This window comes from Paracoccus sp. NBH48 (genome assembly GCF_015390265.1).
Lineage (GTDB): Bacteria > Pseudomonadota > Alphaproteobacteria > Rhodobacterales > Rhodobacteraceae > Paracoccus > Paracoccus marcusii.
The window spans coordinates 265,456-286,583 of sequence record NZ_VUOJ01000001.1 but is presented as its reverse complement, the minus strand read 5'-3'; the positions used below and the strand labels follow the sequence as shown (position 1 = coordinate 286,583).

Annotated in this window: 17 protein-coding genes, 1 pseudogene and 1 other annotated feature; of the genes and pseudogenes, 5 read left to right on the top strand and 13 right to left on the bottom strand. The window is 68.2% G+C overall.

Translation table 11 applies throughout. The features are described from left to right. Window positions 1-53: 53 nt before the first annotated feature. The 9 genes from F1642_RS01360 to coaBC form a co-directional block, all read right to left on the bottom strand. The gene (locus F1642_RS01360) at window positions 54-1,271 is read right to left on the bottom strand and encodes an FAD-binding oxidoreductase (RefSeq protein WP_194885273.1); all 1,218 of its coding nucleotides are present in this window, start codon (window positions 1,269-1,271) and stop codon (window positions 54-56) included. Window positions 1,272-1,373: 102 nt separating this feature from the next. Further along, window positions 1,374-2,585 carry a cysteine desulfurase gene (locus F1642_RS01355; RefSeq protein WP_194885272.1) on the bottom strand — a complete coding sequence of 404 codons (1,212 nt, stop codon included), beginning with the start codon at window positions 2,583-2,585 and terminating at the stop codon, window positions 1,374-1,376. After that, window positions 2,582-3,175 (bottom strand): Yip1 family protein, encoded by a 594-nt coding sequence (locus F1642_RS01350; protein WP_194885271.1) that lies wholly within the window; start codon window positions 3,173-3,175, stop codon window positions 2,582-2,584. The genes F1642_RS01355 and F1642_RS01350 overlap by 4 nt, the downstream gene beginning before the upstream one ends. Then, a complete protein-coding gene (locus F1642_RS01345) occupies window positions 3,172-3,690 on the bottom strand; it encodes a hypothetical protein (RefSeq protein WP_232303350.1) in 519 nt (172 codons plus the stop codon). The genes F1642_RS01350 and F1642_RS01345 overlap by 4 nt, the downstream gene beginning before the upstream one ends. Continuing rightward, entirely contained in the window at window positions 3,663-4,997 is a 1,335-nt protein-coding gene (locus F1642_RS01340; RefSeq protein WP_194885270.1) for a SufD family Fe-S cluster assembly protein, read from the bottom strand. Before F1642_RS01340 ends, F1642_RS01345 begins: the two co-directional genes overlap by 28 nt. After that, window positions 4,997-5,752, bottom strand: a complete 756-nt coding sequence (sufC, locus tag F1642_RS01335; protein WP_045982236.1) for a Fe-S cluster assembly ATPase SufC — start codon at window positions 5,750-5,752, stop codon at window positions 4,997-4,999. Before sufC ends, F1642_RS01340 begins: the two co-directional genes overlap by 1 nt. Before the next feature lie 76 nt (window positions 5,753-5,828). Then, window positions 5,829-7,349 carry a Fe-S cluster assembly protein SufB gene (gene sufB / locus F1642_RS01330; protein ID WP_194885269.1) on the bottom strand — a complete coding sequence of 507 codons (1,521 nt, stop codon included), beginning with the start codon at window positions 7,347-7,349 and terminating at the stop codon, window positions 5,829-5,831. 16 nt (window positions 7,350-7,365) lie between these two features. Then, entirely contained in the window at window positions 7,366-8,427 is a 1,062-nt protein-coding gene (locus tag F1642_RS01325) for a cysteine desulfurase family protein (protein WP_194885465.1), read from the bottom strand. Further along, complete coding sequence (gene coaBC, locus F1642_RS01320) at window positions 8,418-9,602, bottom strand: bifunctional phosphopantothenoylcysteine decarboxylase/phosphopantothenate--cysteine ligase CoaBC (RefSeq protein WP_194885268.1); 1,185 nt, start codon at window positions 9,600-9,602, stop codon at window positions 8,418-8,420. Before coaBC ends, F1642_RS01325 begins: the two co-directional genes overlap by 10 nt. A gap of 124 nt (window positions 9,603-9,726) precedes the next feature. On the opposite strand from coaBC, the gene F1642_RS01315 reads away from it, so the two are divergent. Continuing rightward, window positions 9,727-11,238, top strand: a complete 1,512-nt coding sequence (locus F1642_RS01315) for a YifB family Mg chelatase-like AAA ATPase (protein WP_194885267.1) — start codon at window positions 9,727-9,729, stop codon at window positions 11,236-11,238. Here the strand turns inward: F1642_RS01315 and gshB are convergent. The 3 genes from gshB to rsmI are packed head-to-tail and all read right to left on the bottom strand — an operon-like array spanning window position 11,208 to window position 13,557. Next, on the bottom strand, window positions 11,208-12,185 hold the full coding sequence (gshB, locus tag F1642_RS01310; protein WP_194885266.1) for a glutathione synthase: 978 nt from the start codon (window positions 12,183-12,185) through the stop codon (window positions 11,208-11,210). The two genes, F1642_RS01315 and gshB, sit on opposite strands and share 31 nt — an antisense overlap. A 60-nt stretch (window positions 12,186-12,245) precedes the next feature. Continuing rightward, on the bottom strand, window positions 12,246-12,626 hold the full coding sequence (locus F1642_RS01305) for a YraN family protein (RefSeq protein ID WP_157001422.1): 381 nt from the start codon (window positions 12,624-12,626) through the stop codon (window positions 12,246-12,248). Then, window positions 12,619-13,557, bottom strand: coding sequence for a 16S rRNA (cytidine(1402)-2'-O)-methyltransferase (gene rsmI, locus F1642_RS01300; RefSeq protein WP_255522032.1), 939 nt, complete (start codon window positions 13,555-13,557; stop codon window positions 12,619-12,621). The genes F1642_RS01305 and rsmI overlap by 8 nt, the downstream gene beginning before the upstream one ends. A gap of 111 nt (window positions 13,558-13,668) precedes the next feature. Here rsmI and F1642_RS01295 point away from each other — a divergent pair, with 111 nt between their 5' ends. From F1642_RS01295 to murJ, 3 genes and pseudogenes are all read left to right on the top strand, one after another. Beyond that, window positions 13,669-14,874 (top strand): penicillin-binding protein activator, encoded by a 1,206-nt coding sequence (locus F1642_RS01295; RefSeq protein ID WP_194885265.1) that lies wholly within the window; start codon window positions 13,669-13,671, stop codon window positions 14,872-14,874. A 22-nt stretch (window positions 14,875-14,896) separates the two neighbouring features. Then, a pseudogene (locus tag F1642_RS01290) lies at window positions 14,897-17,651 on the top strand ([protein-PII] uridylyltransferase). After that, window positions 17,648-19,177 carry a murein biosynthesis integral membrane protein MurJ gene (gene murJ, locus F1642_RS01285; protein ID WP_194885264.1) on the top strand — a complete coding sequence of 510 codons (1,530 nt, stop codon included), beginning with the start codon at window positions 17,648-17,650 and terminating at the stop codon, window positions 19,175-19,177. The pseudogene F1642_RS01290 and the gene murJ overlap by 4 nt, the downstream one beginning before the upstream one ends. Here the strand turns inward: murJ and F1642_RS01280 are convergent. Further along, entirely contained in the window at window positions 19,174-19,875 is a 702-nt protein-coding gene (locus tag F1642_RS01280) for a rhomboid family intramembrane serine protease (protein WP_046000952.1), read from the bottom strand. The two genes, murJ and F1642_RS01280, sit on opposite strands and share 4 nt — an antisense overlap. Window positions 19,876-19,949: 74 nt before the next feature. Here F1642_RS01280 and trpS point away from each other — a divergent pair, with 74 nt between their 5' ends. Then, the gene (gene trpS, locus F1642_RS01275) at window positions 19,950-20,984 is read left to right on the top strand and encodes a tryptophan--tRNA ligase (RefSeq protein WP_045982226.1); all 1,035 of its coding nucleotides are present in this window, start codon (window positions 19,950-19,952) and stop codon (window positions 20,982-20,984) included. 62 nt (window positions 20,985-21,046) lie between these two features. Continuing rightward, window positions 21,047-21,102, top strand: a sequence feature (sul1 is cis-regulatory element that is thought to sense ions involved in sulfur or methionine metabolism; They are found in Alphaproteobacteria). The last annotated feature ends 26 nt before the right edge of the window (window positions 21,103-21,128 follow it).

Below are 21,128 nucleotides of genomic sequence, written 5' to 3'. Positions count from 1 at the left end.
GGTTCCTGATCCGTTCGGAGTTGCCCTCAAGATGTGATGGCAGCCGCCCGGTTTCAACCGCGTTTCAGACGCCCCGGCTGAAGTTCCGCCCAGCCTTCGCCGCCCGACAGCTCATCCGCCAGGATTTCGGCCGTGACCGGGCCCAGGGTAAAGCCCTGGTGGCCGTGACCGAAATGCGCCCACAGGTTCGGCTGGTCCGGCACGCGGCCCACCACGGGCAGCATGTCGGGCATGCAGGGGCGCCGTCCGGTCCAGGGTTCGGCCTCGACCGCCGCCCCGATGTCGAACAGCTCGCGCGCGGCCTTCTCGCCATGCTTCAGCTGCGGCGGCGACAGGCGCGGATGGGGCGTCAGCTCGGCCGCGGTGGCGATGCGCAGACCGCGGCGCATCGGCGACAGGACGACCGAATTGCCGAAATCGGCGATCGGGTGATGGGGCGGCAGCTCCATGTGATAATGCTTGTGATAGCCGCGCTTGAACACCATCGGCACCTTGAGGCCAAAGCGCTGCGTCAGCATCGGCGACCAGGGCCCAAGCGCGATGACGGCATGCTCCGCCTCGACCTCGTCGGCGCGCCAGCCCGCGCCATGGCGGTGCAGGTCACCGGCATCACCGTTCACGACGCGCCCGCCCCGCTTCTGGAACAGCGCCGCATAGCTGGCGACCAGGCCGCCCGGATCGGCGCAGTTCCAGCTGTCGGACCAGTGGGTCGCGCCCTCGACCTCGATGCGGATCGCGGGCTCCATCGCGCGCAGTTCAGCCCCGCTCATCAGCCGCGCCTGCACGCCGAACTCGGTCGCGAAACGTTCGGAGGTCTTGCGGGCGGCCTCCATCTTGGCGGGGGTGCGGTGGATCTCGATATAGCCGTTGCGGCGGATGATGTTGTCTGCGCCCGCCGCCGCGATCAAGGGGCCGTGGCGGTCGGTCGACTGGCGGATCAGCTTGCCCCATGTCACCGATGCCCGCCTGTGCGCGGCAGGCCGCGAATTCCACGCATAGGTGGCCACCGCACCCAGTTGCGACAGCAGGCCCTGCGGCGTCCATTTCACGTCATAGCCGCGCCCAAGCGCGATCTGGAACAGCGCGCCGGGCGACAGCGGCATGGCATAGGGCTCGACCGCTTCGGTCTGGATCAGGCCGGCATTGCCATAGCTGGTCTCGCGCCCCGGCACGCCGCGTTCGATGATGGTGACGTCATGCCCGCGTGCCTGCAGCGCCAGACCGGTGCTGACGCCCACCATACCCGCACCCAGAACCAGAACCTCGGCCATTCCCGCCCCCATCGCTGATGATGGGTCAGGGATGCAGACATTCCCGCCATCCGGCAAGATTTATCGGGCATTCTTCGACGCCCCTGGAAATCTTTGCAAGAATCAGGCGAAAAGCTCGCGGCAGAAGATCAATCCTTCGACCAGCGCGTCCACATCTGCCTGCGTGTTGTACATCGCAAAGCTGGCACGGGCGCTGGCATTGATTCCCAGATGCTCCATCAGGGGCATGGCGCAATGGCTGCCCGCACGGACCGCGATTCCCTTCTTGTCCAGGATGGTCGAGATGTCATGCGCGTGCGCCCCGTCCATCGTCATGGAGAAGATCGCGCCCTTGCCCGGCGCATCGCCCTGCACCTGCAGCCAGTTCAGCGCGCGCAGGCGGTCGCGGGCGTGATCGCGCAGCGCGCACTCATGGGCGGCGATGTTCTCCATCCCCAGGGACATCATGTATTCCAGCGCGACGCCCAGGCCGATCTGGTTGACGATGCCGGGCGTGCCCGCCTCGAACCGCAGGGGCGGGTCGTTATAGGTGACGGCATCGCGGCTGACGGTGCGGATCATGTCGCCGCCGCCCAGAAAGGGCCGCATCTCGGCCTGGCGGTCGGCGCGGATCCAGATCGCGCCCGAGCCGGAGGGACCGTAAAGCTTGTGCCCCGTGATGCAGTAGAAATCGGCGCCAAGCGTCGACAGGTCCACCGGCATGTGGACCGCGGCCTGCGACCCGTCCACGACCATCGGCAGGTCGGTGCCGCGGCGGATCGCCGCGATGTCCACGACCGTCCCGGTCACGTTCGACATATGCGTCAGCGCCAGCATCCGCGTGCGCGGCGTGATGGCGGCCAGCACCTTTTCCGGCGGCAGGCTGCCATCCGCATCGGGTTCGACCCATTTCAGCACGACGCCCTGGCGTTCGCGCAGGAAATGCCACGGCACGATATTGGCGTGATGCTCCAGCAGCGACAGCACGATCTCATCGCCGGCCTGCAGGCGCGGCGCGGCCCAGGCATAGCTGACCAGGTTCAGCGCCTCGGTCGAGCCGCTGGTGAAGATCACCTCGTCGACCGCAGGCGCGTTCAGGAACCGTGCGATGATCCCGCGGACGCGTTCGTAATTGTCGGTCGCAAGGTTCGACAGGTAATGCAGGCCGCGATGGACATTGGCGTATTCGCCTTCATAGGCGCGGGTGATGGCGTCGATCACGACGCGCGGCTTCTGCGCGCTGGCGCCGCTGTCCAGATAGACAAGCGGGCGCCCGTTGACCGTCGTCGACAGGATCGGAAAATCGGCGCGGACGGCGTTGACGTCAAAGCTCATTGCGGCATCTCCGGCATGAGGCCAAGCGCGGCCATGAAAAACGACAGGACGAATCCCATGACCAGCAGCGTGCCGAACATGACCAGCAGCACCTTGGGGCCGCTGGTGAACCCGTGGAGCGCCTTGGTGAACTGCACCGTCAGCCACAGGAACAGCGCGACCGCGATGATCCCCAGGATCCCCGCCAGCCCCGGCAGGGCCAGCGACAGCACGATCTGGGCGACCTGCACGACCAGCAGCATCACCTCGATCCAGACGGTCAGCAGCAGGGCATCCTCGAACCGGCCGTGGCCGCCGAACATGCGCCCGACCCCGGCCATCAGACCCGCGCCCAGAACGATCGCGACCAGTTGCATTCCGGCCAGGACCAGCGGCTGCCGGCTGATCGAGAACACGGCCGCCCCCTCGTCCGAGGGCAGCGGGAACAGCAGGGTCGAACCGTAGGCCAGCAGCCCCGACAGCGACACCGCCAGAACCAGCGCCATCCAGCGCACCTGCATCGGCCAGCGCTGGTCGATCAACCAGCGGGCCGCCCCTTCTGGATCGCGCAGGGTCCGGCGCGCCAGCGCCTTGAAGTCGTCGAAGGTCATTTGCGTCTCGCCAGCGCCATGATCCCGGCGCCCCAGATGAACAGGAATCCCGCACCCGCCACCGTGCGGGTCAGGGTCAGCGCGGGGGACGGGCCGATCAGCCCCGCCACCATCCCGCCCAAAAGCGTCGCGGGCGCCACCGCCATCAACGCCCAGAACAGCGCCAGGCGCGCATGGCGCGCCTCCAGCCGCCACGGGGTCAGGCGGCTGAGCAGCGCCGTCAGCCCCGCCATGGCATAGGCCACCAGCGGCATCATGAACATGGTCCCAAGGGCCGCACCCCCGATCCGCGCGTCCAGCGGGATCGACGGGTCCAACTGCGCCGCGCGCGACAGGCCCGGCGCCTGCCCGACCAGCGTGATCAGCATCGCCACCATCAGCACGACCAGCAGCGTGCTGTCGGGCATGGCCGACAGGCCCCGCACCACCCGGCGCGGGGCCCACCAGCTTTCCAGCACGCGCAGCACCATTCCGCCGCGCGGGCCGGTCATCCCTGCGGGCGTTCGGTCAGCCACGCGTCCAGCCGTTCGTTGATCTCGTCGCGCAGGCTCTCGTCGTCGACCTCGGCCAGGGCGTCGGCCAGGAACGACAGCACCAGGAACACGATCGCCCGGTCATAGGGCACCCCGCGAGAGCGCAGGTAGAACAACGCACCCTCGTCGATCGCACCCGTCGTGGACCCGTGCGAGCACTTGACGTCATCGGCATAGATCTCAAGCTCGGGCTTGGCCAGGAACTGGCTGGCCTCGTCCAGCAGCAGGGCCTGGCTGATCTGATAGCCGTCGGTCTTCTGCGCGCCGTTCTTGACCAGGATCTTGCCCTGGAACACGCCGGTCGCCCCGTTCTTCAGGACCTTCTTGAACACCTGCCGGCTTTCGCCGCGCAAAGCGCCATGGGTCACGAAGACGGTATCGTCATGGTGAAACGGACCGACATCGCCGTCGCCCAGCACCGCCGCAGCGACATGGGCCACCGCGTCGTCACCGACCATGTCCACGACAGCCTCGTGGCGCATGGTGGTGCCGTTCACGACCAGCGCGAAACTCTTCAGCACCGCACCCTCGCCCACGCGGGCGAACAGGTGCGACAGGCCGACCTTGGGGTCGACGGCGCGCTTGGCCGCGATGTGGTGCAGCGTGGCGCCCGGCAGCAGATCGGCCTCGATCATGCCGTTCGACCGCGCGCCGACCATGCCGCTTTCCAGCAGCGTCAGTTCCGCACCCGATTCAACCTGGATCACGTGATGCCAGACGGCATCCGCGCGGTCCGACCCGCGGCGATGCAGCACATGCACCGGACGCGAAGGCTTGCCAGTGACGCGGATCAGCAGGCCGTCGGCCGCGACGGCCGTATTCAGCGCCGCGAAGGGGCGCTTGACCGGGGTCTGACCCGCCAGCTCCAGCGTCCCGTACAGATCGGCCGACCAATGATCGCCCGCCCGGTCGGCCTGTGCCAGGGTGGTGATCTCGATCCCTTCCAGCGACAGGTCGTCGGATGCCGAGGCGTCGAACGCGCCGTCGACAAAGACCAGCGTCAGCTTGTCACGCGCGGTGAATAGCGGCGATTCCGGGCCCGTATCGATGGCCAGCGCCTGAGGCTCGGGCGCGTTGAACGGACGCGGGTCGGTATAGCGCCAGTATTCGTCACGCGGGCCCGGCAGGCCCATGGCGCGCAGCCGTGCCAGCGCGTCGGCGCGCGCGGCGGCGGTGAACCCACCCGTGGGCAGCGTGGTCGCAGCCAGCCGCGCATCCAGCGCATTGGCGGGCTTGGGCGCGCCGGTGACCTGCGGGGTCTGGATTTCCTGAACGGCGGATTCGGACATCAGCCGGCCTCCGCCAACAGGTCGCCATAGCCGTTCTCTTCGACTTCCAGCGCCAGTTCGGGGCCGCCCGACTTGATGATCCGGCCGTTGGACATGATGTGCACGACGTCCGGCTGGATGTGGTTCAACAGGCGCTGATAGTGGGTGATGACCAGAAAGCTGCGGCCTTCGCTGCGCAGGGCGTTCACGCCGTCGCTGACAAGGCGCATCGCATCGACGTCCAGACCCGAATCGGTCTCGTCCATGATGCACATGCGGGGCTCCAGCATGGCCATCTGCAGGATCTCGTTGCGCTTCTTCTCGCCGCCCGAAAAGCCGACATTGACTGGGCGCTTCAGCATGTCGGGGCTGATCTGCAGCTCTGCCGCCTTGGCGCGCACGACCTTCAGAAACTCTCCGGCGGTCAGCTCGGCCTCGCCGCGCGCCTTGCGTTGCGCGTTCACGGCGGTGCGCAGGAACGTCATGTTGCCGACGCCCGGAATCTCGACCGGGTACTGGAACGCCAGGAAAAGGCCCGCGGCCGCACGCTCCTCGGGCTCCATGTCCAGCAGGCTCTCGCCGTCCAGCGTGGCGGAGCCGTCGGTGACCTCATAGCCGTCGCGGCCCGACAGGACATAGGACAGCGTGGACTTGCCCGACCCGTTCGGGCCCATGATCGCATGGACCTCTCCGGCCGGAACCTCCAGCGTCAGACCCTTCAGGATCTGCTTGTCCTCGTCCTCAAGTTTGACGTGCAGGTTGTTGATTTTCAGCATATTTCCCTCAAACGGCAAAGGCGCCACCGGGGCGCCGCATCTATGGTGGCCGGGCAGCAATGCCCGGCCGGATCGATCAGCCCACCGAGCCTTCCAGCGAGATCGCGACCAGCGCCTGCGCCTCCATGGCGAATTCCATGGGCAGGGCCTGCAGGACCTCGCGGCAGAACCCGTTGACGACCAGCGCCACGGCCTCTTCCTCGTCCATCCCGCGCGACCGGCAATAGAACAGCTGGTCGTCGTCGACCTTGCTGGTCGTCGCCTCGTGCTCCACGCGGCTGCTGCTGTTCTTGACCTCGATATAGGGCACGGTATGCGCCCCGCACTTGTCGCCGATCAGCAGGCTGTCGCACTGGGTATAGTTGCGGCTGTTCGTGGCGCGCGGGTGCATGGTGACCAGCCCGCGATAGGTGTTCTGCGCCTGCCCTGCCGAAATCCCCTTGGACACGATCCGCGAACGCGTGTTCTTGCCCAGGTGAATCATCTTGGTGCCGGTATCGGCCTGCTGCCAGTTGTTGGCGATGGCGATCGAATAGAACTCGCCCTGGCTCTCGTTGCCGCGCAGGATGCAGGACGGGTACTTCCAGGTGATCGCCGAGCCGGTCTCGACCTGCGTCCACATCACCTTGGCCCGGTCGCCGCGGCAGTCGGCGCGCTTGGTGACGAAGTTGTAGATGCCGCCCTTGCCGTCCTCGTCGCCGGGGAACCAGTTCTGGACGGTCGAGTACTTGATCTCGGCATCCTCGAGGATGACCAGCTCAACGACTGCGGCATGCAGCTGGTTGGTGTCGCGCTTGGGCGCGGTGCAGCCTTCCAGGTAGCTGACATGGGCGCCCTTGTCGGCGATGATCAGGGTCCGTTCGAACTGGCCGGTGTTCTCCGCATTGATGCGGAAATAGGTCGACAGCTCCATCGGGCACTTCACGCCGGGCGGGATGTAGACGAAGCTGCCATCCGAGAAGACGGCGCTGTTCAGCGTCGCGAAATAGTTGTCAGACTGCGGTACGACCGATCCCAGGTACTTGCGCACCAGTTCGGGATGCTCGCGGATCGCCTCGCTGATCGAACAGAAGATCACCCCGGCCCTGGCCAGTTCGTCCTTGAAGGTCGTGCCCAGGCTAACGCTGTCGAAGACGGCGTCCACGGCCACGCGGCGACCCTCGGCGGGCGCATCCTCGGCGCCCTCGACGCCCGCCAGGATCATCTGCTCGCGCAGCGGGATGCCCAGCTTGTCATAGGTCGCCAGCAGCTTGGGGTCCACGTCGTCCAGCGACTTGGGCTTCTCCTCCATGCTCTTGGGACGCGCATAGTAATACTGGTCCTGATAGTCGATCTCGGGATAGTTCAGCATCGCCCATTTCGGCTCTGCCATGGTGACCCAGCGGCGATAGGCTTCCAGCCGCCATTCGGTCATCCATTCCGGTTCCTGGTTCTTGGCCGAGATCAGACGGACGATATCCTCGTTCACGCCCTTGGGCGCATAGTCCATCTCGATCTCGGTGTTCCAGCCGTATTTGTAGCTGCCCATGTTCTGGACAGTCTCGACCGTTTCCCGGTCTACGCCTTCGCGCACGTCAAGATCGGTGATGTCCGTCATCCTTCAGTCCTTTTCCTCAAATGGCCGCGGTCGGTCCATTCCTGTCGCGCCAGCGTGAATACGCCTTTTCCCAGGCATCCGCAAATCGGTTGATCTGATCGTCCCCAACAGCGGGGCTTATCGAGATCCGGATCGCCGATTGCGCAAGCTGATCGTCGAACCCCATCGCCTGCAGGGCGCCGCTGGCCCGGACCTTGCCCGATGAACAGGCCGAGCCAGCCGAGATCGCGAACCCTGCCAGATCCATCTGCATGACCTGGGTTTCGCCCTTCCACCCCGATGTAAGAAGGCATGTCGTGTTCGGCAAGCGCCGCACGGCCTTTCCGACGATCACCGCGCCGGGCGCGATGTCGCAGATCCGCGCCTCCAGCGCGTCGCGCCGCTCGCGGACCGCGTCCCACAGCCCGGCGTCCAGATCACGCTGCGCGGCCGTGGCGGCGGCGGCAAAGGCCAGGATGCCGATCAGGTTCTCGGTCCCCGCACGGCGCCCCTGCTCCTGCCCGCCGCCCTTGATCAGCGGAGGCAGGTCGGTGCCTTTCTTCAGGATCAGCGCACCGATTCCCTTTGGCCCGCCCAGCTTGTGCGCGCTGACGAAGCCTGCCGTCACGCCAAGCCAGTTGAACGCCATGGGCACCTTGCCGAAGGCCTGCGTCAGGTCGCTGGAATGCAGCCCCTGCGGCAGGTCCTGCATCACGCCGGTCTCATTATTGGCCAGCTGCAGGCTGGTTCGTGCGGGGTCGGTCACTGTGACGATGCCGTCGCCGTCGACTGGCAGGTCCGCCTCGCACCAGACCTTGACGGCGCTGTGTTCCACGGGGGCGCAGTGGAACCCGCCCTGTCCCAGGACCATCGCCGCGGCCTCGGTCGCGCCGGCGGTGAAGACCACGTCGGCCCCGTCTGCGCCCAAGGCCACGGCCACCTGCTCGCGGGCGCGTTCCAGCGCCATCTTGGCGGCCCGCCCCTCGGTATGGACCGATGACGGGTTGCCGGAGATTTCCAGCGCCTCGGTGATGGCGGCCTTGACCTCGGGGCGCAGCGGCGTGGTGGCGTTCCAGTCCAGATAGGTTCTCATGCCAATGCCTCCGCGATCCGCGCGGCCAACCGGGCCGCCACGGCATGCTTGTCCATCCGCGGCCAGTCCTCGGCCCCGGTTTCGGTGATCAGCGTGACGGTGTTGTGGCTGCCCCCCATGATGCCCGTCGCGGGGCTGACATCGTTCGCCACGATCCAGTCGCAGCCCTTGCGCAGCCGCTTCGCGGTCGCATGGGCAGTCACGTCCTGCGTTTCCGCCGCAAACCCCACGACCAGGCGCGGACGGCGCGCATCGCGGCTGATCCAAGCCAGGATGTCCGGGTTTTCGGCCATCTGCAGCGTCGGCATGTCGCCGGTCTTCTTGATCTTCTGGTCGCTGCCGTTCAGCACGCGCCAATCGGCCACCGCCGCCGCCATCACCGCCGCATCGGCGGGCAGCGCAGCCGCGACCGCATCCCGCATCTGCTGCGCCGTTTCCACCGCGATCACGTCGACGCCCTGCGGCGCGGGCACGGATGCGGGGCCGGTCACGAAGCTGACCCGCGCGCCCAGATCGCGCAGCGCCGCAGCGATCGCCGCCCCCTGCGCCCCGCTGGAGCGGTTGGCGATATAGCGCACCGGGTCGATCGGCTCATGCGTGGGGCCGGACGTCACGATCACATGCCGCCCCGTCAGCGGCCCGTCGGTCAGGGCCGCACGGATCGCGGCCACGACCGCCTCGGGTTCGGCCATGCGGCCCGCGCCGTATTCGCCGCAGGCCATGTCGCCCTCGTCCGGGCCGACGAACAGCACGCCGTCGCCCCGCAGCGTGGCCAGGTTGCGCTGCGTCGCGGGGTGGTGCCACATCCGCACGTTCATCGCCGGCGCGATCAGAACGCGCTTGTCCGTCGCCAGCAGCAGCGTGGATGCCAGATCATTCGCCAATCCCTGGGCCATCTTGGCCATCAGATCGGCCGTAGCTGGGGCCACGACGACCAGATCGGCCTGCCGCGACAGCTGGATATGGCCGATCTCGGCCTCGGCACCCTGATCCCACAGCGTGTCGTGAACCGGCTCTCCGGCCAGCACGGACAGGGTCATGGGCGTGGTGAACTGCGCGCCCGCCGCTGTCAGCACCGGCGTCACCGACGCGCCCGCCGCCCGCAGCAGCCGGATCAGCGCCGGCGCCTTGAAGGCCGCGATCCCGCCGCCCACGATCAGCAATATCCGCCTGTCCTGCATGCGCTACCCCATCGGTCCTGCGCCCCAGATAGCGACGCGGCGCCGCTGCCGCAAGGAAAGCGCGCCCGTTAACGCTTCCTTAAGGTCGCTGCCGTTAACCATTCCGGGACAACCGAGGGGTAATATGGTCGCCATCGCCTATTCCGTGGCCTTCGAAGGCATCGAGGCCCGCCTGGTCGAGGTGCAATGCGCCGTGGCGGCGGGCCTGCCCGGCTTCTCCATCGTGGGTCTGCCCGACAAGGCCGTCAGCGAAGCCAAGGAACGCGTCCGTGCGGCCTTCGGCGCGCTGGCCATCGCCCTGCCGAACAAGCGACTGACGGTGAACCTGTCGCCCGCCGATCTGCCCAAGGAGGGGTCGCATTTCGACCTGCCCATCGCGCTGGCGGTGCTGGCCGCGCTGGACATCGTGCCCCGGGAGGAACTGGCCCGCTGCGTGGCCCTGGGCGAGCTGGCGCTGGACGGGCGGCTGGTCGCGGTCGCGGGCGCGCTGCCCGCCGCCGTCGCGGCCGCGGATGACGACCGCGCGCTGATCTGTCCGCGCGCCTGCGGCGCCGAGGCCGCGTGGATCGAACAGGTGCCGGTCTTGGCCGCCGACACGCTGCGCGCCGTGGTCGATCACCTGACCGACCGCGCGCCCATCGCGCCGGCCCGCCCCGGCCAGGTCGTCGACGGTCCCCAGCCCCCGTGCCTGTCCGATGTCCGCGGCCAGGAACGCGCCAAACGCGCGCTTGAGATCGCCGCCGCGGGGCGTCATCATCTGCTGATGGTCGGTCCCCCCGGCGCGGGCAAATCCATGCTGTCGGCACGCCTGCCCGGCCTGATGCCACCCCTGACCGCACGCGAGGCGCTGGAGACCTCGATGGTGCATTCGGTGGCGGGGCTGCTGAAGAACGGCCAGATCTCGCGCCGCGCGCCCTTTCAAAGCCCGCACCACACCGCGTCATCCCCGGCCATCGTCGGCGGCGGCCCCAAGGCCAAGCCGGGAGAGATCAGCCTGGCCCATAACGGTGTGCTGTTCCTGGACGAGCTGCCGGAATTCGACCGCAAGGTGCTGGAAAGCCTGCGCCAACCGGTCGAGACAGGCGAGGTCTTCGTCAGCCGCGCCAACGCGCACATCCGCTATCCCAGCCGGTTCCTGCTGATCGCGGCGGCCAACCCGTGCCGCTGCGGCTATCTGGCCGATCCGGGCCGGGCCTGTTCGCGCGCGCCCGTCTGCGGCGACAGCTATCTGGGCAAGATCTCCGGGCCGCTGATGGACCGGTTCGATCTGCGGCTGGAGGTGCCGGGCGTCAGCCTCACCGACCTGGACCTGCCGGCGGGCGACACGTCCGCGACGGTGGCAGCCCGCGTCGCCGCGGCCCGCGCGATCCAGGCAAAGCGGTTCCGCGACCATCCCGGCATGACGGTGAACGCCGATGCGCCGCCGCCGCTGCTGGACGCGATCGCCGCGCCCGATGCGGACGGGCGCGCGCTGATCCTGAAGGCGTCGGAAAGGCTGGGCCTGACGGCGCGCGGTTATCACCGCATCCTGCGCAGCGCGCGCACCATCGCCGATCTGGACGGGTCGGACCATGTCCTGACCCGCCACCTGGCCGAGGCGATCAGCTATCGCCTGCCCTTCGTCGCGGGGGGGTAGCCCTTGGCGGCCACGCGCCGCTCGATCGCCTCCCAGATGGCCTCGGCGGCGTTGATGCCGTCGAACCGCTCCAGCTCCTGGATGCCGGTGGGAGAGGTCACGTTGATCTCGGTCAGCCAGCCGTCGATGACGTCGATGCCGGTGAAGATCAGGCCCTTCTCGCGCAGCACGGGGGCGATGCGGGTGCAGATCTCGAATTCGCGCTCGGTCAGGCCGATCTTCTCGGCGCGCCCGCCGACATGCATGTTCGACCGGGCCTCGCCCTCCTGCGGGACGCGGTTGATGGCGCCCACGGGTTCGCCGTCGACCAGGATGATGCGCTTGTCGCCCTTGACCACGGCGGGCAGGTATTTCTGCGCGATCATGGGTTCGCGGTTGATGCCCGCGAAGGTCTCCAGCAGGGCCGACAGGTTCGGGTCGCCGGGCTTCAGGTGGAACACCCCCGCCCCGCCATTGCCGTAAAGCGGCTTGACGATGATCTCTCCGTGGCGCGCCCGGAACGCCTTGAAGGCAGCGGGGTCGCGGGCGATCATGGTGGGCGGCGTCAGGTCGGGAAAATCCAGCACCATCAGCTTTTCGGGGCAGTTCCGGACCCAGAACGGGTCGTTGACCACCAGCGTCTGGGGATGCACCCGGTCCAGCAGATGGGTCGAGGTCACATAACCCATGTCGAAGGGCGGGTCCTGGCGCAGCCAGATCACGTCGAAATCGCCCGCCTCGACCTCGGTCCAGTCGCCGAAGGTGACGTGGTCGCCCTCGGTCCGGCGCAGGGTGACGGGGCGGCCGCGCACGACGATGCGCCCCTCGTCATAGCGCAGCTGATCGACGGTGTACTGGAACAGCCGGTGGCCGCGGGCCTCGGCCTCCAGGCCGATGCGGAAGGTGCTGTCGGCGTGGATCGAGACATCCTCGATCGGGTCCATCTGCAAGGCGACATACAGGCTCATGGGGCCCTCCTGAATTTCGGACAAGTTGTGGCCCGCCGCCGGGGCGGATGCAAGCCTGCCTCAGACCTCGCCGAAGGCATTGGGGATCAGCTCCACCCGACCGGTGGCATCCACCAACGCCACGTCGAAGCGCATGGAAACCTCGCCCAGGCCCTGTCGGTCGCAATATTCCAGCGCGGCTTGGGTGATCCGGCGCATCTGCGCGGGCAGCAGGTGCAGGGCGGCGTCAGCATGGCTGCGCGACGCCTTGACCTCGACAAAAACCAGGTCGGGACCGTCCTGCACGATCAGGTCGATCTCGGCCCCCTGCCCGCGCCAGCGCGTCGCCAGAACCTGCGCGCCGCGCTGATGATAGAGGCGCAGGACGCTCTCCTCGGCCAGGCGGCCGGACAGGTCGGCGGTGCGGCCCCGGCCCGCGCGCCTGCCGCCCGGCTCAGTCACGATCCGCCAGCCCAAGCGCCAGCTGATAGACGTTGCGGCGCGGCAGGCCCAGCTCCTGCGCGGCCTCGCGCGCGGCGTCCTTGACGGACATGGTGCGCATATGCGCAGTCAGGACGGCGCGCACGCGGTCTTCGTCCATCTCAACGGCAGAGGGGCGGTCAAGGACCATCGCCACCTCGCCCTTCAGCGTGGCCATGCGCGGATCGGCGGACAGGTCGGCAGCGGTGCCGCGGATCACCTCCTCGAACTTCTTGGTCAGCTCGCGCGCGACGACGGTGATGCGGGCGGGGTCGATCAGGGCCAGATCCTCCAGCGTGCGGGACACGCGGCGCGGACTCTCGAACAGGATCAGCGTCGAATCGACCGCCATCCAGCGGCGCAGCCAGGTCTGGCGCGCGGACTGGGTGGGCGGCGGAAAGCCCAGGAACAGGAACCGGTCGCTTGGCAGCCCCGCCAGCGACAGCGCTGCCAGCGCCGAGGACGGCCCAGGCAGCGCATGGACCCGCGCCCCGGCCTCTGCCGCGTCCAGCGCCAGCCGATAGCCGGGATCGGCAACCAGCGGCGTGCCCGCATCGGAACAGTACGCCACGCTGGCCCCGTCCGACAGCGCCGCCAGCAGCGCGGGACGCGCCCGGTCGCCGTTGTGGTCGTGATAGGACAGGATGCGCCGCCCGCGCAGCGGCACGCCGTGGATGTCCAGAAGATGGCGCAGCACGCGCGTGTCCTCGGCCGCCAGCATGTCGGCGCTGTTCAGCACGTCCAGCGCGCGCAGGGTGATGTCGCGGGCCGCCCCAATGGGGGTCGCGACCAGGTACAGGCCAGGGTCCAGGCGCGCGGCCTCGACATGCGCGGCCAGGCGGCGGGCGGGGTCCTGCCCAGAGTTCGGCATAGGGTTCGGCCCATGGTTCGGGGGGTCGCGGCGGTCGGTCATCCTGCCTCCGGTTCCGGCCCGCACGGGGCCGGCGCTGATTGCCAATCGCAAAGACAGGACATAGGCTGCCGCCATCCGCGCGCGTCATAACATAAAGCAGGGAAGTTTCACATGTCAGCCTTCGCCACAACCCGGCCTGCGGGTCTGCGCCATGTCCTTTTGAAAGCGGCGACGGTGGTATCGGCCCTGTTTCTGGCCGCGTGCGAGCCGACCGGCGGAACCACGCAGGCCAGCGGCCCCGAGACGGGCCCCCTGATCGACCCGTCCGAACCGGTGCGCGTGGCGCTGCTGGCGCCGGGCGGGACCGGGTCGGAAGACCTGGAATGGCTGGCCCGCAGCCTGAAGAACGCGGCCCGCATGGCCGCGGCCGACGCCCAGGGCGCGACCATCGACCTGCGCGTCTATGACAGCGGCGCATCGACCGAAAGCGCGGTGGCCCAGGCCAATGCCGCCGCCGACGCGGGCGCGCAGATCGTGCTGGGCCCGCTGTTCGCCGAAGGCGCCAACGCGGTGGGCAACGCCATGAAGGCGCGCAACATCAACGTGTTGACATTTTCCAACAACACCCAGGTCGCAGGCGGCAACGTCTTCATCCTGGGCAACAGCTTCGAGAACGTGGCCGACCGCATGGTCGGGTACGGCATGACGCAGAACAAGCGCAACCTGCTGGTCGTGGCCGAGAACGACGTGGCGGGCCAGCTGGGAGGCCGCGCGATCGAGGCCGCGATCGCCCGCAACGGCGCCCGCATGGCGGGTCGGGTCGACCACCCGGTCTCGATCACCGGGGTCGACGGCGTGGTGCCCCGCATCACCCAGGCCGCGACGTCGGGGTCGATCGACGCGGTCTTCATGACCGCCAACAACCAGGCCGTCCTGCCCTATCTGACCGAACAGCTGGCGGCGGCGGGCGTGCGGTCGCCCGGCACGCAGATGATCGGCCTGACCCGGTGGGACCAACCCTCGTCGCGCCTCGGCATGCCGCAGCTGGCCGAGGGGTGGTTCGCGATCCCCGACCAGACCCTGCAGCGCCAGTTCGAGGCCCGCTATGCCGGTGCCTATGGCGAGGCGCCCCATCAGCTGGCCTCGCTGGCCTATGACGGGGTCGCGGCGATCTCCTCGCTGGTGCGCAATGGACAGCGCAACGCGCTGACCACCACGGGCCTGACGCAGCGGGCGGGCTTCAACGGCGTGGGCGGCGTCTTCCGCCTGCAGCGCGATGGCACCGTTCAGCGTGGCCTGGCGGTCGCCACCATCCGCGGCGGCCAGCTGGTCGTGCTGGACCCCGCACCGCGCAATTCGCGCGGGCTGGGGTCGTGACCGGGGCCGGACGCGCCGACCGATGACCATCGTCGCGGCCCGACCCGACCTGGACACCGATCAGCTGCTGGCCCGCCTGGACCGGCAGCTGGCGGGAACCACCGACCCCCGCCAGATCCGCGCGCAGACCGTGGCGATGCTGGCGCTGACGCGATCCGTGACGATGGAGGCGATCGAGGCCGCCTTTGCCACCCATCCCCGCGCCGCGCGCGAGACGGTGCGTGCCATCGCCATGATGACGGATGCGCTGGTCACCGCGGTCCACCACGTGGCCACGACGCGCCTGCACCCCCAGCAGTCCTCGTCCGAGACGCAGCGCCTGGCCGTGCTGGCCGTCGGCGGTTATGGCCGGGCCGAGATGGCGCCGTCCTCCGACGTGGACCTGCTGTTCCTGACCCCGTGGAAGATCACCCCATGGGCGGAAAGCGTCGTCGAATCGATGCTGTACATGCTGTGGGACCTGAAGCTGAAGATCGGCCATTCGATCCGCAGTGTCGACGACTGCCTGCGCCTTGGTGCGGCGGACATGACGATCCGCACCTCTCTGGTGGAACACCGCCTGGTCACGGGCCACGCCCCCCTGGCCGAGGAGCTGCGCACCCGCCTGTGGGCGGAGCTGTTCGAGCGGACCATCCCCGAATTCATCGAGGCCAAGCTGGAGGAACGCGCCGCGCGCCACACCCGTCAGGGCGGCCAGCGCTATGTCCTGGAACCCAACGTCAAGGAGGGCAAGGGCGGCCTGCGCGACCTGCAGACGCTGTACTGGATCGCGAAATACATCCACCGCGTCGACCGGGCGGTCGAGCTGGTCGATCTGGGCGTCTTCACCCGCGACGAGCATCTGGCCTTCTGGCAGGCCGAGGATTTCCTGTGGGCGGTGCGCAGTCACCTGCACCTGATCGCGGGGCGGCCGTCGGACGTGCTGTCCTTTGACATGCAGGTCGAGGTGGCGCGGCGCATGGGCTATGTCGACACCACCGCCCGGCGCGCGGTCGAGTACTTCATGCAGGACTATTTCCGCCACGCCACCCGTGTCGGAGAGTTGACCCGCGTCTTCCTGACGGAACTGGAGACCCGCCATGTCCGCGCAGCACCCTTCCTGGGCCGCATCTTTCGTCGGCGGCGCAAGATGCGCGCGGGTTTCGTCGATCAGCAGGGTCGCCTGTCCTATGAAACCGAGGCGACTTTTCTTGCCGACCCGCTGAACATCCTGCGCCTGTTCGAGGAGGCCCTGCGCACCGGCGTGCTGATCCACCCCGAGGCGCTGCGCCTGGTGGCCGCGAACCTGGACCGCATCGACGACAAGGTGCAGTCCGACCCCGAGGCGATCCGCATCTTCATGGACCTGCTGCTGCGGCACGGAAACCCCGAACGCGCGCTGCGGCGCATGAACGAACTGGGCGTGCTGGCCGCTTTCATCCCGGAATTCGAACCCGTCGTGGCGATGATGCAGTTCAACCTGTATCACCATTACACCGTGGACGAACATTCCATCCAATGCGTCGCCGCCCTGGCCGAGATCGAGCGCGGCGAACACCCCGAGGACCTTCCGCTGTCCTCGGAGATCATCCAGGCCGGCGTGAACCGTCGGGTGCTGTACCTGGCGACCCTGCTGCACGACATCGGCAAGGGCCGCCCGGAGGATCATTCGATCCTGGGGGCGCGCATCGCGCGGCGGATCGCGGCGCGCTTCGGCTTTGCCCAAGACGACATCGACACGGTCGAATGGCTGGTGCGCCATCACCTGCTGATGTCGGACGTGGCGCAGAAACGCGACATCAGCGACCCGCGCACCCTGCGCGATTTCGCCAAGGCGGTGAAGACGCGCAAGCGGCTGGACATGCTTCTGGTGCTGACCGTCTGCGACATCCGCGGCGTGGGGCCCGGCACCTGGAACAACTGGAAGGCCGCATTGCTGCGCCAGCTGCACCAGGAGACCGCGGCCGCGCTGGAGAACGGGCTGGAGGAGCTGAACCGCGACCGTCGCCAGACCGAGGCGAAGCGCTCGCTGCGCCACCTGCTGATCGCCAAGGGCTGGGACGCCCGCACCATCCGCGCCGAACTGGGGCGCCATTACGACGCCTATTGGTCGGGCCTGCAGACCCAGACCCAGGCCGTCTTTGCCGACCTTCTGTCTGGCCTGGGCGCGGACGAGATCCGCATCGACCTGCGCGCCGATCCCGACCGGGATGCGACCCCGCGCGGCCTTCGTGCTGTCGGACCATCCGGGCATCTTCTCGCGGCTGGCCGGGGCGCTGACGCTGACCGGGGCGAACGTGGTCGACGCGCGCACCTATACCACGCGGGACGGATATGCGACGGCGGTCTTCTGGGTCCAGGACGCGGAGGGGCATCCCTTTGCCGAGGATCGCCTGCCCCGCCTGCGACAGACCATCCTGCGCACCTTGGCCGGAGAGATCGTCGCCCGCGAGGCCTTTGCCAGCCGGGACAAGCCGAAAAAGCGCAACCGAGAGTTCAAGTTCCCGACCCACATCACCTTCGACAACGAAGGCAGCGACATCTATACCATCATCGAGGTCGACACCCGCGACCGCCCTGGCCTGCTGTACGACCTGACGCGGACGCTGGCCGCGAACCACATCCAGATTGTCAGCGCCGTCATTGCGACCTATGGGGCGCAGGTGGTCGACAGCTTCTACGTCAAGGACATGTTCGGCCTGAAGCTGCACAGCCCCGCGAAACGTGACGGGCTGGAAAAGAAACTGCGCACGGCGATCGCCGACGGCGTGAAACGGGCCGAGGCTGAACAGGCATGAAATCCGGATTGGTGCGGGGGTTCCTCTCCGTTGGGCTATGGACGCTGATCTCGCGCGCGTCGGGCTTCGTGCGCGACATTCTGATGGCCGCCTGGCTGGGCACCGGCGCCGTGGCCGAGGCGTTCCTGATCGCGCTGTCCCTGCCCAACATGTTCCGCCGCTTCTTCGCCGAGGGCGCGTTCAACACCGCCTTCATCCCGATGTTCTCGAAGAAGCTGGACGACCCGGCTGACGCGCAGCGTTTCGCGCGCGAGGCGTTCTCGGGGCTGTTCATGACGGTGCTGGCGCTGTCGGCGGTGGCGATGATCTTCATGCCGGGGCTGGTCTGGCTGATGGCGTCGGGGTTCGCGGGCGATGAACGGTTCGACCTGGCGGTCGAATACGGGCGGATCACCTTTCCCTACATCCTGCTGATCTCGATGGCCTCGATGATCTCGGGCGTCTTGAACGCAAACGGGCGATTTACCGCCGCGGCGGCGGCGCCGGTGCTGCTGAACCTGCTGTTCATCGTCGCGATGGGGCTTGGGCGCTGGCAGGGATGGGACCTGGGCCTGACCCTGGCCTGGGCCACGCCCGTCACTGGGGTGGCGCAGCTGGCGCTGGTCTGGTGGGACGCGCGGCGGACCGGATACACGTTCTGGCCGCACCGCCCGCGCCTGACGCCCGACATGCGCCGCCTGATCGCGGTGGCCCTGCCCGCAGCATTCGCGGGCGGCGTCGTGCAGATCAACCTGCTGGTCGGCCGCCAGGTCGGATCCAGATTCGAGGGCGCGATCGCCTGGCTGTCCTATTCCGACCGGCTGTATCAGCTGCCCCTGGGCGTGGTGGGCGCGGCGGTCGCGGTCGTCCTGCTGCCCGAACTGGCCCGCCGCATCCGGGCCGAGGATCACGCGGGCGGCCAGTCGGCCTATTCCCGCGCCACGGAATTCGGACTGTTCCTGACGCTGCCCTCGGCCTTCGCGATCGCGGTGATCGCGGAACCGATGGTCAGCACGCTGTTCGAACGCGGCGCCTTCACCGCCTTCGACACGCAGCAGACGGCGGCGGCGCTGATCGTCTATGCCTTCGGCCTGCCCGCCTTCGTGCTGCAGAAGATCCTGCAGCCGCTGTATTTCGCGCGCGAGGATACCAGGACCCCGTTCCGCTTTGCCCTGATCTCGATGGTGGTGAACGCCGTCGCGGCCTTTGGCCTGATGCCTATTTTCGGGTTCCTGGCGGCGGCGCTTGGCACGACCATCGCGGCCTGGATCATGGTGGCGCAGCTGTGGTGGGGCACCTGGTCGATGGGTCAGGCGGCGCGCGCCGATGCGCGCCTGCGCCGGTCGTTCCCGCGGATCCTGCTGGCATCGGCGCTGATGGCCGCCGTCCTGTGGGCGACCCGCGGCTGGCTGGAGGCCGCGGGTCTGGGTCGTGGCGCAGGGCTGGCGATCCTGGTCTTTGGCGGCGCCGCGCTTTATTTCGCGCTGGCCTTTGTCATCGTGGGCTATCGCCCGTCGGAACTGCGCGCCGCCGTCCGGCGCGGTTAACGCTGGCGCAGCTGCGCCAGCGCGCGGGCCATGCCCCCGTCGACCAGCACGAAGGACAGCGCGAACCCGAACCCAAAGCCCGCGATCTCGGCGATCCAGCCCAGGCCCGCGCCGCCGAAGATCAGGCCGAAGACCAGCTGGAACAGCAGCAGCATGCCGATCAGCGTGAAGGCCCGCATCCGGTTCGCGTTCTCGGCCGCCAGCCGCGTCCAGATCAGGAAGGTGAACGCCCCCACCAGCCCATAGACCGCCGGATAGCCGCCGATCAGCGGCGCGGACCGCGCGCCCACCGCCTGGATGATCGCGGCATAGACCAGCGCACCGCCGATGGCCGACCCGAAATACAGCGCCAGCACCGCCCAGGGGCGGAAGTTCTGCGCGACCATGTTCCCCAAAGCCAGCGTGAACACCACGACGAACAGCGCATGCATGGCGTTGACATGGATGAACACGAAGCTGAGGAACCGGTACATCTGTTCCAGATCGAACGCCCCCAACGTCCAGGCCCGCTGCGCCAGTTCGGGCGGAAACGCCGCCATGCGGATCGCGGACAGGCGCAGGCCCACGCCCTCGGCCCCGCCGATCAGGCCCGCGCCGCCCAGGGCAAAGACCGCTTCGGAGGCGATGACGGGCAGGGTCAGCAGCCAGATCACGGGCGGCAGCGGGTTCAGCGGCGATTCAGGCAGGCTTGATCGCATGGGGTTTCCTTGGGTTGCGAAGGCACCGGTCAACCGCTAAGCCAGCGGGCAGGAAATTCCAAGGCAGGCCGCTCATGTCCGACCCGATCAACGCCCAGTTCCGCCCGCGCATCTTTTCCGGCATCCAGCCGTCGGGCGGGCTGACGCTTGGCAACTACCTTGGCGCGCTTAAGCGGTTCGCGGCCCTGCAGGGCCCGGACGCGCAGACGATCTACTGCATCGTCGACCTGCACGCGATCACCGTCTGGCAGGACCCCCAGATCCTGCTGTCGCGCACGCGCGAGGCGGCAGCGGCCTTCATGGCGTCGGGCGTGGACCCCGCGCAGTCGATCCTGTTCAACCAGTCCCAGGTCAGCGCCCATGCCGAGATGGCGTGGCTGTTCAACACGGTCGCGCGCGTGGGCTGGATGTACCGGATGACCCAGTTCAAGGACAAGGCCGGCAAGAACGCCGAGAACGTCAGCCTGGGCCTTCTGGCCTATCCGGCGCTGATGGCGGCCGACATCCTGACCTATCAGGCGACCGCCGTCCCAGTCGGAGAGGATCAGAAGCAGCATCTGGAACTGACCCGCGACATCGCGGCCAAGTTCAACCACGATTACGGCGTCACGCATTTCCCGATCACCGAACCGCTGATCGAAGGCGTGGCCACCAAGGTCATGTCCCTGCGCGACGGCTCCAAGAAGATGTCGAAATCCGATCCGTCGGATGCCAGCCGCATCAACCTGACCGACGATGCCGACACCATCGCCCAGAAGATCCGCAAGGCGCGCACCGATGCCGACCCCCTGCCCGGCCAGATGGACGGTCTGAAGGACCGCCCCGAGGCGCGCAACCTGATCAACATCTATGCCGCCCTGACGGACGAGACCCCCGACCAGGTCCTGGCCCGGTTCGAGGGTCAGGGCTTCGGCGCGTTCAAGCCCGCCCTGGCCGAGGTCGCGGTCGAGGCGCTGTCGCCCATCACCCGGCGCATGTCCGAATACATGGCCGACCCCGCCCAGATCGACGCGATCCTGGCCGACGGTTCCGACCGCGCGGCGGCCGTCGCCATGCCGATCCTGGAGCGGACCAAGGACATCATGGGCCTGCTGCGCACCCGCGGCTGAGGCCCCCTGGCCGCAAGGGGGTTGCGCCAGCAGCCTCTTTGCGGCTATCAGCCCGACACGTGCATGGACCCGGTGAGATTCCGGGTGGCTCTTCCGGCCGCCGATCCGCCGGACAATTCGAACCTTGACACTTGACTGTCAGAC

Bases quoted from the DNA above. Each gene is read 5' to 3' on its own strand.
- coaBC (WP_194885268.1), bottom strand. From the start codon at position 9,602: ATGCAGGACAGGCGGATATTGCTGATCGTGGGCGGCGGGATCGCGGCC.
- F1642_RS01295 (WP_194885265.1), top strand. From the start codon at position 13,669: ATGTCAGCCTTCGCCACAACCCGGCCTGCGGGTCTGCGCCATGTCCTT.
- F1642_RS01355 (WP_194885272.1), bottom strand. From the start codon at position 2,585: ATGAGCTTTGACGTCAACGCCGTCCGCGCCGATTTTCCGATCCTGTCG.
- murJ (WP_194885264.1), top strand. From the start codon at position 17,648: ATGAAATCCGGATTGGTGCGGGGGTTCCTCTCCGTTGGGCTATGGACG.
- F1642_RS01350 (WP_194885271.1), bottom strand. From the start codon at position 3,175: ATGACCTTCGACGACTTCAAGGCGCTGGCGCGCCGGACCCTGCGCGAT.
- sufB (WP_194885269.1), bottom strand. From the start codon at position 7,349: ATGACGGACATCACCGATCTTGACGTGCGCGAAGGCGTAGACCGGGAA.
- rsmI (WP_255522032.1), bottom strand. From the start codon at position 13,557: ATGACCGACCGCCGCGACCCCCCGAACCATGGGCCGAACCCTATGCCG.
- trpS (WP_045982226.1), top strand. From the start codon at position 19,950: ATGTCCGACCCGATCAACGCCCAGTTCCGCCCGCGCATCTTTTCCGGC.
- F1642_RS01360 (WP_194885273.1), bottom strand. From the start codon at position 1,271: ATGGCCGAGGTTCTGGTTCTGGGTGCGGGTATGGTGGGCGTCAGCACC.
- sufC (WP_045982236.1), bottom strand. From the start codon at position 5,752: ATGCTGAAAATCAACAACCTGCACGTCAAACTTGAGGACGAGGACAAG.
- F1642_RS01340 (WP_194885270.1), bottom strand. From the start codon at position 4,997: ATGTCCGAATCCGCCGTTCAGGAAATCCAGACCCCGCAGGTCACCGGC.
- F1642_RS01280 (WP_046000952.1), bottom strand. From the start codon at position 19,875: ATGCGATCAAGCCTGCCTGAATCGCCGCTGAACCCGCTGCCGCCCGTG.
- gshB (WP_194885266.1), bottom strand. From the start codon at position 12,185: ATGAGCCTGTATGTCGCCTTGCAGATGGACCCGATCGAGGATGTCTCG.
- F1642_RS01315 (WP_194885267.1), top strand. From the start codon at position 9,727: ATGGTCGCCATCGCCTATTCCGTGGCCTTCGAAGGCATCGAGGCCCGC.